This window comes from Novosphingobium rosa NBRC 15208 (assembly GCF_001598555.1).
Classification (GTDB): Bacteria; Pseudomonadota; Alphaproteobacteria; order Sphingomonadales; family Sphingomonadaceae; genus Novosphingobium; species Novosphingobium rosa.
In genome coordinates, this window is sequence record NZ_BCZE01000040.1 from 1 (window position 1) to 13217 (window position 13217).

14 protein-coding genes are annotated in these 13217 nt (G+C 64.7%); 4 read left to right on the top strand and 10 right to left on the bottom strand.

Annotation, left to right across the window (positions count from 1 at the left end; genetic code table 11):
• Positions 1 to 18: 18 nt before the first annotated feature.
• Complete coding sequence (locus SR3_RS15835) at positions 19 to 501, bottom strand: GAF domain-containing protein (protein WP_068088337.1); 483 nt, start codon at positions 499 to 501, stop codon at positions 19 to 21.
• Positions 502 to 562: 61 nt separating this feature from the next.
• Between SR3_RS15835 and SR3_RS15840 the strand changes: the two genes are divergently transcribed.
• Positions 563 to 2038, top strand: coding sequence for a PQQ-dependent sugar dehydrogenase (locus SR3_RS15840; protein WP_068088121.1), 1476 nt, complete (start codon positions 563 to 565; stop codon positions 2036 to 2038).
• A 235-nt stretch (positions 2039 to 2273) separates the two neighbouring features.
• On the opposite strand, the gene SR3_RS15845 is transcribed toward SR3_RS15840, so the two are convergent.
• The gene (locus SR3_RS15845) at positions 2274 to 3104 is read right to left on the bottom strand and encodes an ATP-binding protein (protein WP_068088124.1); all 831 of its coding nucleotides are present in this window, start codon (positions 3102 to 3104) and stop codon (positions 2274 to 2276) included.
• A 154-nt stretch (positions 3105 to 3258) separates the two neighbouring features.
• Here SR3_RS15845 and SR3_RS15850 point away from each other — a divergent pair, with 154 nt between their 5' ends.
• Positions 3259 to 4200 (top strand): L-threonylcarbamoyladenylate synthase, encoded by a 942-nt coding sequence (locus SR3_RS15850; protein WP_068088125.1) that lies wholly within the window; start codon positions 3259 to 3261, stop codon positions 4198 to 4200.
• A gap of 1 nt (position 4201) precedes the next feature.
• Here the strand turns inward: SR3_RS15850 and SR3_RS15855 are convergent, their stop codons facing one another.
• The 5 genes from SR3_RS15855 to SR3_RS15875 all read right to left on the bottom strand — a co-directional run bounded on the left by SR3_RS15855 (position 4202) and on the right by SR3_RS15875 (position 9442).
• A complete protein-coding gene (locus tag SR3_RS15855) occupies positions 4202 to 4918 on the bottom strand; it encodes a head GIN domain-containing protein (RefSeq protein ID WP_068088126.1) in 717 nt (238 codons plus the stop codon).
• 350 nt (positions 4919 to 5268) lie between these two features.
• Positions 5269 to 5799: a CarD family transcriptional regulator gene (locus SR3_RS15860; RefSeq protein WP_068088129.1), complete on the bottom strand. Its 531-nt coding sequence runs from the start codon at positions 5797 to 5799 to the stop codon at positions 5269 to 5271.
• 414 nt (positions 5800 to 6213) lie between these two features.
• Positions 6214 to 6552, bottom strand: a complete 339-nt coding sequence (gene fdxA / locus SR3_RS15865) for a ferredoxin FdxA (RefSeq protein ID WP_068088133.1) — start codon at positions 6550 to 6552, stop codon at positions 6214 to 6216.
• Positions 6549 to 6878: an RNA-binding S4 domain-containing protein gene (locus SR3_RS15870; RefSeq protein WP_068088137.1), complete on the bottom strand. Its 330-nt coding sequence runs from the start codon at positions 6876 to 6878 to the stop codon at positions 6549 to 6551. Before SR3_RS15870 ends, fdxA begins: the two co-directional genes overlap by 4 nt.
• A 2-nt stretch (positions 6879 to 6880) precedes the next feature.
• Complete coding sequence (locus tag SR3_RS15875) at positions 6881 to 9442, bottom strand: helicase-related protein (protein ID WP_068088341.1); 2562 nt, start codon at positions 9440 to 9442, stop codon at positions 6881 to 6883.
• Between the two features lie 421 nt (positions 9443 to 9863).
• Here SR3_RS15875 and SR3_RS15880 point away from each other — a divergent pair, with 421 nt between their 5' ends.
• Entirely contained in the window at positions 9864 to 11318 is a 1455-nt protein-coding gene (locus SR3_RS15880) for a M23 family metallopeptidase (protein WP_068088144.1), read from the top strand.
• Between the two features lie 255 nt (positions 11319 to 11573).
• Here SR3_RS15880 and SR3_RS15885 read toward each other — a convergent pair whose 3' ends face one another.
• Positions 11574 to 11906, bottom strand: a complete 333-nt coding sequence (locus SR3_RS15885; protein WP_068088148.1) for a HesB/IscA family protein — start codon at positions 11904 to 11906, stop codon at positions 11574 to 11576.
• A gap of 50 nt (positions 11907 to 11956) precedes the next feature.
• Positions 11957 to 12388 carry a CBS domain-containing protein gene (locus SR3_RS15890; RefSeq protein WP_068088151.1) on the bottom strand — a complete coding sequence of 144 codons (432 nt, stop codon included), beginning with the start codon at positions 12386 to 12388 and terminating at the stop codon, positions 11957 to 11959.
• A gap of 149 nt (positions 12389 to 12537) precedes the next feature.
• Between SR3_RS15890 and SR3_RS15895 the strand changes: the two genes are divergently transcribed.
• The gene (locus SR3_RS15895) at positions 12538 to 12858 is read left to right on the top strand and encodes a hypothetical protein (protein WP_068088153.1); all 321 of its coding nucleotides are present in this window, start codon (positions 12538 to 12540) and stop codon (positions 12856 to 12858) included.
• On the opposite strand, the gene SR3_RS15900 is transcribed toward SR3_RS15895, so the two are convergent.
• On the bottom strand, positions 12828 to 13211 hold the full coding sequence (locus SR3_RS15900) for a (2Fe-2S) ferredoxin domain-containing protein (RefSeq protein WP_169805648.1): 384 nt from the start codon (positions 13209 to 13211) through the stop codon (positions 12828 to 12830). The two genes, SR3_RS15895 and SR3_RS15900, sit on opposite strands and share 31 nt — an antisense overlap.
• Positions 13212 to 13217 lie beyond the last annotated feature (6 nt).

Genomic DNA, 13217 nt, shown 5'->3' on the forward strand with positions numbered 1-13217 from the left:
ACTTGTCTTTCTCAAACTTTAAATCGCTTCAGCAATCGCCAAGGCCAGCGCCTCGATCCCTTGCGCATCTTCTTCATCGAAACGCGCCTTCTCCGGGCTGTCGAGGTCGATCACCGCGATCACCTTGCCATCCCGCACCACGGGCACCACCAGCTCTGACTGGCTGGCTGCGTCGCAAGCGATATGGCCCGGGAAGGCATGCACATCGGCGACCAGCTGCGTCAGCCCGGAGGCCGCCGCCGTGCCGCAAACGCCCTTGCCGAAGGGGATGCGGATGCAGGCTGGCTTGCCGATGAAGGGGCCAAGGACTAGCTCGTCTTCCACATTGCGGTAGAAGCCGGCCCAGTTCAGCGTGGGCAGCATCTGCCAGATCAGCGCTGCGACGTTGGCCATGTTGGCCACCTTGTCGGGCTCTCCGGCGATCAGGGCTTGGGCGGCCTGGGTGAGGTCGCGATAGGTTTCGGCCTTGGATTGGCCGGGGAGGGGGGCAAAGTCGAACATGGGCCCCGTCATACTGCTTCTGGTGCTTGCCGCCTAGGGCGTGCTGTCCTATCCACATGCGATGAGCCCTTTTCTTCGCAAATTGCTGATCGGCACGGGCATTGCCGTGGTCGGTCTCGGCGCCTTCACTGGCTGGGTGTGGTATGGGAATCCCTCGGCGGAGCCCATCGAGCAGTTCGAGGGCACCAAGCCCCGCATTGTCGATCCGCAGCCCGAAAAGATCCCCAGCATCGCGGTTTATAAGCCCGCTGGCTGGGATGCGGGCGCTGCGCCTCAGGCGGCGCCGGGCATGCAGGTGACTCGCTTTGCCGAAGGGCTGGCGCATCCGCGCACGCTTTACACGCTGCCCAATGGCGATGTGCTGGCCGCGCTGACCGGCCCGCCCAAGGGCAATGACTCGGGCGGGATCTTCGGCTTTATCCAGCGCACGCTGGTGGGTTTTGTCGGCGGTGGCGATACCTCGGCGGATGAGATCGTGCTGCTGCGTGACAGCAAGGGCATCGGCAAGGCCGATCAGCGTTTCGTGCTGCGCCATGACGATCTGCACAGCCCGAGCGGCATGGCCTATGCCGATGGCAAGCTCTACATCGCCAATGACAATGCCGTTCTGGCTTTCGACTACAAGATTGGCGACACCACGCTGACCGGCAAGCCGCACAAGGTCATGGACCTGCCCGGCGGCGGCAACCACTGGATGCGCAACCTGCTGATGGCCCCGGATGGCAAGACGATGTTCGTGGCCATCGGATCGGCCTCCAACATCGGCGAGCGGGGCATGCAGGCCGAGGAAGGCCGCGCCATGATCGAGCAGATCGACATCGCCAAGATCGCCACCGGCAAATGGCCCGCGCGTCGCTATGCGGCGGGCATGCGCAATCCCAACGGCATGGCCTGGAATCCCGCCACCGGCGAGATGTGGACCGTGGTCAACGAGCGCGATCAGCTCGGCCCGAATCTGGTGCCGGATTATCTGACCAACGTGCCCGCCGGCGCGCATTACGGTTGGCCCTGGTACTACTGGAAGGACAAGCAGGACGATCGCGTCGATGCGCCGATCCCCGAGTACCTCACCGATTATGTCCGCAAGCCGGAATACGCCATGGGGCCGCATGTGGCGGCGCTGGGTCTGGTGTTCGGGCAGGATGGTTCGCACCTTGGCGAGCAATATGCCAGCGGCGCCTTCATCGCTCGCCATGGCTCGTGGAATCGCCGCCCGGCGGTGGGTTACGATGTGGTCTATGTGCAGTTCGACGATCACGGCAATCCGCAGGGTCTGCCCAAGCCGATCCTGACCGGCTTCTTCGACAGCAAGGGGGCGCATGGGCGGCCTGTCTGGCTGCAGTGGGCCAAGGATGGGGCTCTGCTGGTCAGCGACGATACGGCAGGGATTATCTGGCGCGTGTTCGCTCCGGGCGCGAAGCCGGCGATGGCGCCCAAGCCTTTGCCGACCGAGCATCTGCCTGCGCCCAAGGATCTGAAGGATCCGAATAGGCAGTATAGTGCCGATTTTCAGGCTGATTCAAAGGTTAAGCAGTAAGGGGTAAGTGCGAGGGTGTTACACCCTCGCGCTCCCATTCGTGTCTACGTTGCGCATCGGGTTCGGCCTTGCGCTTCGTTTGCGCCGCTGTGTGTAGAATCCGTTGGCGTTCTGACCAGAATCTGACTGCCCGCGGCGCAGAGAGGTCAGGCGCAAGGATCGGGCGCCGCTGTCGTTGCGTCGGGAGACGTTCCGGGAGCGCGAGGGGGTAACCCCCTCGCATTGTCTTTCCTTCTTAAATCTGCTTCCCCACTCGTCCCGCCAATTCGGTGATATAGTGCGAAGCGATACGCCCTGACCTTCCACCGCGCCGCTTCGACCATTCCAGCGCGTCGGAGACTTCCCATTCCAGCCCATAGGCCGCCGCATAGCCCCGGATAATTCCGAGGTAATCGTCCTGGCTGCAATTGTGGAAGCCGATGGAGAGGCCGAAGCGGTCGGCCAGAGCCAGTTGGTCATCCACGGCGTCACGCGGGTTGATGGGGTCGTCCTGCTCGGACATGTGGCGTGAGACGATGGCGCGGCGGTTCGCGGTGACGGCCAGACGCACATTGCGCGGGCGGGCTTCCACGCCGCCTTCCAGCCAGCTGCGCAGGGCTCGGGGGCCGGCGGTGTCGCCTTCCTCGAAGCCCAGGTCGTCGATGAAGACCAGGAAGGGCCGGTTCACATCGCGCAGCACCGAGAACAGCGTGGTCAGCGAGGAGAGCGCGTCGGGCGCCACCTGCACCAGAGCGAGATCGGTGCCATGGTCCTCGCGGGCGTGGCGCAGGCTGGCGCGCAGCAGGGCGGATTTGCCCATGCCGCGCGATCCCCACAGCAGCATGTCATGCGCGGCGTGGCCGTGGGCGTGGCGCAGCACGTTGTCGACCACCTTTGCCTTCTGTTCGTCCACGCCATAGATCAGGTCGAGCGAGGCGGCCTCGATGGTGGCGACGGCACGGGGCTGGATGCCGTTCCACACATAGGCTGGGGCGGCGGACCAGTCGATGGGGCTGGCGGTGGGGGCGGCGATGCGCTCCAGCGCGGCGATGACGCGCTCGATCTGGGCAGTGAGTTGATCGCTCATGGTTCTCTCTCAGACGGAGCGTTTTCGAGCCGGATGTCAATCCGGCGGCTCGGAAAACGCGACCACAGACAAATGTCGCGGCACACCTTGCAAATTCGAGCGGGGAGGGGAAGCCTCTCTTGGCGCTTTCGGCGCCTGTGCCTATAGCGAGGCGATGAGCACCCCCATCCTTCTGCCCGCCGATGAGGCCGGGCTGGCGCAGGCCATCGCGCGCCTGACCGCGGGCGAACCCGTCGCCGTGCCCACCGAGACGGTCTATGGCCTGGCCGCGCGCGCGGATCGCGCCGAGGCGGTGGCGGCCATCTATCGCGCCAAGGGGCGGCCTGATTTCAACCCGCTGATCGTGCATGTCAGCGATGTGGCGGCGGCTGAAAGACTGGCTGTGCTGGATGAGCGGGCGCGAGTTTTGGCGCAGGCCTTTTGGCCCGGTGCGCTGACGATGGTGCTGCCGCGCCGCGAAGGCGCTCCGCTGGCTGAGGCCGTGACGGCGGGCTTGCCGACCGTGGCGCTGCGTTGCCCGGCGCATCCGGTGATGCGGCAGATATTGGCGCAATCGGGGTTGGCGCTGGCCGCGCCTTCGGCCAATCGCAGCGGCGGAGTCAGCCCGACACGGGCCGGGCACGTCGCTGAATCGCTGGCCGGACGCATCGGGCTCGTGCTTGATGGCGGAGCCTGCGCTCAGGGGCTGGAATCGACCATTGTCGTGCTGCGTGAGGGCGGGGGGTGGCAGGTGCTGCGCCCGGGCCCGATCACCGCTCAGGCGATCGCGCAGGTGCTTGGGGAGGGTGAACGGGCCTTGTCACCCAATGCCGGGATCGAGGCGCCTGGCCAGATGACCAGCCATTATGCCCCTGGCAAACCAGTGCGCCTGAATGCGCGAGAGGCAGAGGCGGATGAATTCCACATCGGCTTTGGCGCGATTGCCGGGGCGATGAATCTGTCGCCCTCCGGCGATCTGGCTGAAGCGGCGGCGAATCTTTACACCGCGCTCCATGCCTCGGCGCAGGCGGATCAGCCGCGCGTGGCCGTCGCCCCCGTGCCGAACAGCGACATTGGCGAGGCGATCAACGATCGCCTGCGCCGCGCCGCCGCCTGAGTCAGGCCTCGCACACCACCTTGCCGGTGCCCATGGCATGGACCTCGCATTTGGCGCGGCCCTTCACATGCACCGAGCCTGTGCCCAGAATGCTGGCCTTGATGTCGCCATCCGAGGCGAATTCGGCATCGCCCGTTCCGGCGATGTTGATCTCCGCCTTGTCGACCTTCAGATGGCCCATATGGGCGTTGCCGGTGCCAGCGATGTTCAGCTCCAGCCCGCCGGCGGTGCCGCCCGCCTCGTAATTGCCGGTGCCGGCGATGTTCACCTCCAGCTTGGTGACGGCGATTTGCGGCGTCTGGATGGTGCCCGAACCCGCGACAGAAATCTGCGAGTTCTGAGCCAGTGCCACGGCGGTGATGTGGCCCGATCCTGCCATTGTCAGCGATTTGGGCGCTGGCATGGTGACGTCCACCGTGATCAACCCCTGATTGCTGACACCCGGCTTGCGCAGAATGCCCAAAGTGCCATCCTTGAGCGTGAAGCGCAGCACATTGTCGGTGTCGCCATAGACGCGAATCGCCAGCTTTTCACCCTGATGCACGCTCACCGTATCAGGGCCGAGCAGCACCAGCTCATTGGCCTCGGCATGAGTCAGGTCGAGCTCGGCAAGCGGCTTGCCCTTTTCGCCATTGATCGAGATATCGGCTGAGTCACAGGCGGACAGCGCCATCATCAGCCCCAGCGGAATCAGCGCGCCAAATTTGCGGATGTCCATCTTGTGGGTCTCCTCTCGGATGTGTGTTGGTTGTATAATACACATGGGAAGGAAGAACAAGAAGGGGAAAATGCGAGGGTCATCACCCTCGCGCTCCCTTTAATGTCTATGTGGCGCACAGAGGTCAGCCAAAGAGCAACGTCGCCGCCGCCGCAGGCAGATTTCCTTCCATTCCAGATCTGACTGCCTGCGGCGCGGAGAGGCTGGGCGCAAGGATCGGGTGCCGCTGCCTTATCGCCGGGAGACGGAATGGGAGCGCGAGGGGGTAACCCCCTCGCATCTGTCCTCTTCAAAACCAAAAAAAGGGCCACCCTCGCGGGCAGCCCCTTCTTCGCACCGTGGCTGAAAACTCAGACCGCGGCGGCTTCGTAGTACTTGGGCGCATGCTCGTTGAGGATCACGAGGATCTTCTTGAGCGCTGCGGGTTCGTCGGTCTTTTCCATGGCCGCCAGTTCGCGGGCGAGGCGGCTGGAAGCAGCCTCGAAGATCTGGCGTTCGGAGTAGGACTGCTCGGGCTGGTCGTCGGCGCGGAACAGGTCGCGGGTCACCTCGGCGATCGACACAAGGTCGCCCGAGTTGATCTTGGCTTCATATTCCTGGGCGCGACGCGACCACATGGTGCGCTTGACCTTGGGCTTGCCCTTCAGCGTATCGAGCGCCTCGCGCAGCGTTTTGTCCGAGGACAATTTGCGCATGCCGATGGCTTCGATCTTGTTGACGGGCACGCGCAGAGTCATGCGTTCTTTTTCGAATCGCAGCACATAAAGTTCAAGCTTCATGCCGGCGATTTCCTGCTCGAGCAGTTCGATCACCCGACCGACACCGTGCTTGGGGTAAACGACGTAATCTCCAACATCGAAGGCGTGAGCCCTGGCGGTCATCTATCGTCCTTTCGCGCGGCAAGGCTTGCGACCAAGGGGTTGACTCTGAAAGAGAACGGCGCTGTCATGGCGGGAGAAGCCAACAGCGCCTGTCAACGAAGGTCAGCAAACCTGCCTTTCATGGTGTTTGGGTTTCGACCCGGGTATGCGATGGCTGTAGACCGATTTTGGGAAGACGGTTCCAGTCGCGCGGGGTATTATATATCCCATCTGCAACAAAATTGCCAGAGGCAGAACGCTCACCTCAGCGAAAACGCGGATTACGGGGTGAGAGCGCCTTGTGCATGGGCCTGCATGGCCATGGCGCCGATTGGCGGAAACAGGCAGATCACCCCCAGGGCGTGATGAAACGCGCCGGGGGTGCTGCATTTCAAAGTCTGGCTCAGCGCCTGCCGGCAGGCGCTGATGGCAAGCTCAGTCGCCTTCGCCGGGGGCTTCCGAGAACTGGGTTTCGAACTTGCCGTCCTTGCCCTTCCATTCGTCGGCGTCGTCCGGCGCGTCCTTCTTGACGGTGATGTTGGGCCATTCCGCCGAGAACTTGGCGTTCAGCTCCATCCACTGCTCCAGACCGCTTTCGGTGTCGGGCAGGATCGCTTCGGCGGGGCACTCGGGCTCGCAGACGCCGCAGTCGATGCATTCGCTGGGGTTGATTACCAGCATGTTCTCGCCTTCGTAGAAGCAGTCCACGGGGCACACTTCCACGCAATCCATGTATTTGCAGCGGATACAGGCGTCGGTGACGACATAGGTCATGGCTGCAAATCCCCTTTCGCTAGGTAAGCCAAATCAGCGCTAATGCTTGGGGGCGCTGCTAGGGCGGAAACACGCGTTTCGTCAAGCACGCGATAACAGGCCTGGGCTTCGGGGGCGGGGCCGCGACGCGGGGGCAACACCAGAATCTCGATCACGCGCACGCCATGCGGCAGGGGCAGCACCAGAATATCGCCGGATTTGACCGACGCGCCGGGGCGCTCCACGCGTCGCCCGTTGAGCCGCATATGGCCCTCCAGCACCCAGTCATGCGCGCGCGGCCGCGTGGGGGAGAGGCGCAGGAACCACAGCAGCTTGTCGATGCGCATGCTCATCCCGTCACCAATTGTCTGGCCATCAGATGATGGAGCGCGGCAAAGGCGCCGCCGCTGGGAGCCGGTTCCAGGCTGGCCGCTGCTTCAAGGCGCGGTGGCTGCCAGCGCCACACCACCGGAGCGGGCGGCCCGGAGACGGCGTCTCCCAACACGCGCGGCATGATGGCGCGGAAACCGGCGAGCCGCAGCAGATGGGCATAGGCCTTGGTGCTCAGCCCCATGCGCAGGGCGGGAGCGGGATCGAGCATAAAAGGACGATTCCGGGCAGCGACGCGGCGGCCATGGGCTTCGCGCAGCAGGGCTTCGGCGCGGTCGATGCGCAGGGCCTGAGGGCCCAGCAGGCGATAGCCCGGCACGCTACCCTTGCGCGGCGCGGGAATCAGCATCGGCATGGACTCGATTCCGGCGCGGCCATGCAGCGCAGCCCATGCTGACTGCGCGCTGGCCTTCAGCATGGCGGGCACAAAAAGATCGAGCGCCCCTGCCTTCACCCCCAGATGCCGCAACCTCTCACGCTGGGCCCTGTCCAGCCGTTCGATGCCGGAACCGGCGCGGGCGATCATGCCGCCTGCTTCGACCAGCCGGATCAGCAAGGCGCGCAACTCCGGCCCGGCCTGCGCTTCAAGGCTGGCCGCTTCCAGTCGCGCCAGCGGGGCCAGTGGCTTGAGGCGTTCCCCCAGCCAGCCCTGCAAGGCCTCGACCAGCGTATGCCGTTCCGCCGAGGGCATGGGATCGAGCAAAGCGGCAGGGGCCAGATGCGGCGCAAGCAGACGCCGCGTGACCGAGAGCTTTGCCAGCGCTTCACCCTCCCAGAGGATCGCGCTGTTCTCGAACTTCAGGCTGGTCTCTTCGCCTGCCGTGATTTTGGCGGTGAGGTCCCGCGCCCGCCCGGCGATCAGCGCGGGCAGATGCTTTTCGGCGGCGGCCAGCAGCAGCTTGCGGTCGGCCAGGCGCGTGGTGGGATCGACGCGGAAGCGGAAACCGGCCAGCGTGCCGATGGCTTCTTCCTCCACCAACACCGTGTCGCCCTCCAGACGCACCGGCAAAAGCCCCGCATCCGGCCCCAGCTTCTTCATCAGCACGGCGGTGCGGCGGTTGACGAAACGCTCGGTCAAACGGCCATGCAAGGCGTCGGAAAGGCGGGCCTCCACGGCGCGGGCGCGCTCGGCCATCTCCTCCTGAGCCAGCACCCAGTCGCGGCGCTGGCAGATGTAGGACCAGCTGCGCACGGCGGCGATGCGGCCCTGCAGCGTGTCGATGTCGCCGCTGGTGTTGTCGAGCTGAGCGATGGCGCGCGGGGCGTGATCGCTGGCCAAAGGCCCATGCGCCAGCTCCTGCCACAGGCGCTCCACGAAGCGGGCATGGGTTTCTGCCCCCTGCTGCCGGAAATCGGGCAGGCGGCACACATCCCAGAAGCGACGCAGCATGCCCGGCGATTTCAGCGTATCGGTGACAGCCGAGTCCTCCGCAAGCCGCTTCAACACCGCCAGATCGATGGCCTGAGGGGCGGGAATCAGCTCGATACGTTCGGGAGGCGCCTCCAGATCGGCGATCAGCGTGGCCAGAGAGTCGAAACGCGGCTCGGCCTCGCGCCAGAACAGGCGGGCGATCGGTGGGAAGCGATGCTCCTCGATGGCGTAGATTTCTTCATCGGCGAATTCGGCCTCATGCGCCCCGCCTGCTAATGTGCCGAAGGTGCCATCGCGCTGATGCCGCCCCGCGCGCCCGGCGATCTGCGCCATTTCCGCCGGAGTCAGCCGCCGCTGCCGCACGCCGTCAAACTTTGACAGCCCGGCAAAGGCGACATGGGTGATATCCAGATTGAGGCCCATGCCGATGGCATCGGTCGCCACCAGATAATCGACCTCTCCGGCCTGATAGAGCGCCACCTGCCGGTTGCGCGTCTCGGGGCTGAGCGCGCCCATCACCACCGCGGCCCCGCCGCGAAACCGGCGCAGCATTTCGGCCACGGCATAGACCTGCTCGGCACTGAAGGCGACAATCGCGCTGCGCGGCGGAATGCGCGACAGCTTCTTCGCCCCGGCATAACTCAGCGTGGAAAAGCGCGGGCGGCTGACGATTTCCACCCCGGGCACCAGCGCCTTGATGAGAGGCTCCATCGTGGCGGCGCCCAGGAACATCGTCTCCTCACGCCCGCGCGCATGCAGCAGGCGGTCGGTGAAGATATGGCCGCGTTCCCGGTCGGCGCAGAGTTGAATCTCGTCCAGCCCCACAAAGGCGACATCGCGCCCCACCGGCATCGCTTCCATCGTGCAGAGCAGCCAGCGGGCGTTTTTCGGCTCGATCCGCTCCTCGCCGGTGATCAGCGCGACCTGGTCGGGCCCCTTGATCGCCACCACCTTCTCGTAAACTTCCCGCGCCAGCAGACGCAGAGGAAAGCCCATCATGCCGGAGGAATGCGCGCAAAGCCTCTCAATCGCGAGGTGAGTCTTGCCCGTGTTGGTGGGGCCAAGCACCGCCTTCACACGGGATTGACCGGTGTCGCGGGCCGGTGATGTGCCGAGGCCGCGAAAGGGAGCAGGGGAGTGCTTCGCCATGTCTTCCATAAGATGGCAGTGCAGGAGGCAGGCGACAAGGGATGGAGGCAGTTTTTCACAGGGAAGTAAGGCGAAGAGAGAGAATGCGAGGGTCATAACCCTCGCGCTCCCTTTAGTGTCTACGTTGCGCATCGGGTTCGGCCTTGCGCTTGGCTTGCCGCGCCGCAGGCAGGAATGAAGGCCTGCGGCGCGGCGAGGTAAAGCGCTTGGATCGTGTGCCACCGCCGCTTCGCCGGAAGACGTTCCGGGAGCGCGAGGGTGTAACACCCTCGCATCTTCCTCTTCCAAATTCCTTCGCTTTAACTCGTCCTTATCCATTGATTAACCCAACTCATGCAGGGCTAAAGCGGCATCACGCACACAGGCAGACGAAGTGTACGCATTCCGCCATAGCGACGATTTGCAAGCCCCCGGCGGAGCCATGCCCGCCACTGCGGCTGAATCATCGCAAGGCCTGTGGCTGCGCTTTCTGACTCATTACCGCAAACTCGATATCGCCCATGATCTGGCCGAGGACATCGGCACGCCGCGCTGGTGGCGAGGGATGGGCGTGCTGGCCACCGCCATCGCATGTGCCCTCACCTTGGCGCCGGGCCATGCCCGGTTCGAGGCTGCGATGGCGATGCCGCTGGATGCCACTGCCACGAACGAATGGCGCAGCCAGACCTTGCGTCCCATGGCGCTGGGCGCGGAGAAGGGCCAGCGCATGGCCCCGACCCGTGCCGTCACGCCCATCGCCGCCGTGCCGGAACGCCCGAGCATCTCGTTGGTGGCGACTCTGGCGCAGGGGGATTCGCTGGGGCGGATGCTGGAACGAGCCGGGGTTGGCGCGGCGGATGGCGCGCAGGCGCTGTCTCTGATCGCCTCGACCATGCCGCCGGAGGAGATCGCCCCCGGCACGCGCTTCGATATCACTTTGGGCAAGGCATCGGCCCCCGGTCAGCCGCGCCCGCTGGACAAGCTCGATTTCCGGGCTCGGATGGATCTCGATCTGGCCGTCAGCCGGGGCGCGGGCGGGTTGGCTCTGGGCAGCCACGCCATCGCGGTGGACACCACGCCGCTGCGCATTCGCGGTCCTGTCGGTCCTGGCCTTTATCACGCCGCACGGGCTGCAGGCGCGCCGATGAAGGCCATCGAGCAATTCCTCCACGCCATCGACGCGCATTTTAGCCTCGACGAAGTGGCGCCGGGCGACACCTTCGACATGATCGTCGGCTACAAGCGCTCCGCCCGTGGCGAGACCGAAGTGGGCGATCTGCTCTACGCCGGCATCGAGCATGACGGCAAACCGCGCACGCAATTGTTGCGCTGGAGCGGTGCGCATGACTCAGGCGATGCGCAATTCTTTGACGCCCAGGCCATGACCGAACAGCGGACGTCCAACGCGCTGATCATGCCGGTGGCGGGCGCGCGGATCACCTCCAGCTTCGGCATGCGCTATCACCCGATTCTGGGCTTTTCACGCATGCACTCCGGCACCGATCTGGCCGTGCCATGGGGCTCGCCGATCTATGCGGTGGCCGATGCGCTGGTCACCTACGCAGGCTGGCGCGGCGGCTATGGCAATTACGTGAAGCTGGAGCATGGCGGCGCTCTGGCCACCGGTTACGGCCATATGAGCCGCTTTGTCGTCTCGCCGGGCATGCGCGTGCGGGCCGGGCAGGTGATTGGCTATGTGGGCAGCACGGGCATGTCGACCGGCGCGCATCTGCATTACGAGGTGTTCCGCGATGGCGCCTCGGTCGATCCCATGTCGATGCATTTCACGGTGCGGGCGGGCGTGGACAAGGCCGAGATGGATGCCTTCAGGGCGAAGTTGGCGCGCATTTTGACGGTGAAGCCCGGAGCGGCCTTGCAGAGGTTTTCAGGGAAGTAGGAAGAAAGGAAGATGCGAGGGCCATTGCCCTCGCGCTCCCGGAACGTCTTCCGACGCAAGGGCAGTGGTACCCAATCCATGCGCTCAGGCTCCCCACCTGCAGGCGCCGCAGGCAATGAATCTCATGATCTATGGGCAGTGCAGGCGATCCAAAGCCTACGGCGCAGCGGCGTTGCTCTATGGCCGAACCCGATGCGCAAGGCAGACAGTAAAGGGAGCGCGAGGGTCATGACCCTCGCATCTATCCTTCCTTCTTCAAACCGCGAAGGAAGACCCGCACCCGCATCCGGCGACCGCGTTGGGGTTCTCGACCTTGAAGGCCGCCCCGCCCAGCGATTCAACGTAGTCAACCACGCAGCCTGACACCAGATCAAGGCTCGCCGGATCGACCACCAGAGTCACGCCATCGGTTTCCGTCACCGAGTCCTCGGCGTCGGGTGCGTCGGCCAGGCCGAAGCGGTACTGGAAACCGGAGCAGCCCCCGCCTTCCACAGACAAGCGCAGAATTGCCGGCTTGGCCTGCTTGGTGGCGATGAACGCCACACGCGCGGCTGCCGAGGGGCTGAGGGTGAGGGGGACTGCGGTCATGTCTTCCATGTAGGCATGGCGAGCCCGCCTCGCAAGGCGGGCTCGCCGTTTCAGGCCGTCTGGATGTAGTCGCGCATGGCTTGGGCCTCGCTTTGAATCCGCTCGATGCGGTATTTCACGAGGTCGCCGATGGAAACGAAGGCCACCATCCGCCCGGCTTTCAGCACGGGAAGGTGGCGGATGCGCCGCATCGTCATCAGCTCCAGCGCTTCGAGAGCGCCGGTGGAAGGCTCTACAGTGATGGCCGGTGAGGTCATCACCTGCCCGACGAGTTTGTCGAGCATGGAGGGACCATGGGCCCGCAGTTGGTGGATGACATCGCGTTCGGAGAAGATTCCGGCGATGGCGTTGCCATCCATCACCGGCAGAGCGCCGATGCGTTGCGAAGCGAGCAGATCGACAGCTTCCTGGACAGGCGTAGTGATAGAAACATGGATGATGGGGCGATCTTTGTGCCCTTCAATGAGACGCGCAATCGTCACGGCGACTCTCCCTGTTTATCTTTTGGGACCCTGACTATGACATGAGTCGCAGGGCTTGGCGAGGGGGCCGTTTATGGGGCGTGGCGGGGGTGCGATGGCGTGTGTGAAATCCGATTGCCATCACCCTTGGGCAGGCGCATGACGCGGGGATGACGCGGCCTTCCTCACCCTTGGACGATCCGGCGACGGCGGTGGCGATCTGGGCGCGTTTCCGGCGGCTGATGCGCTGGATGTTCCTGATCACGCTGGCCACGGTGATTGGCGCGCTCTCCGTGCTGTATAGGCAGGAGGGGCGGGTCTCGATCCATTTCTACATCGCGGTGGCGGTGGGCGTGTCTTTCGCGATGCTGCTCACGTCCGGGCTGATGGGGCTGGTGTTTCTGTCCAACGCCAGCGGGCATGATGCCGCCGTGGCCAAGCCTGATGAAGCGGAGGGGGATCAGCCGCCCGAAGAGGGCCGCAACCGGTAATCCTCCACCGGCACGCCGCCGATCAGATGCTCCTGAATGATCCGCTCCAGCACCTCTTCGGTGCAGGAGTGATACCACACGCCATCGGGCCAGACGACGGCGACCGGCCCGGCAAAACAGATCTTCAGGCAATCGGCCTTGCTGCGGTGGATGCCTTTTTCAGGCAGGCCCAACTGCTTGGCGCGCTTTTTCAGATAGGACCACGCTGCGCTGCCCACCGCGTGGGAGCAGCATTCGCCCTTCTGCGGCTCGGCGCAGAGGAAGATATGGCGGTTGATGCCGCCGGGCGTTTCCGGATCATGCGCGACCTTGTGAAGCGCGCGCGCGGCCAGAGCCAGCTCATCCTTGCTCATGGCCGT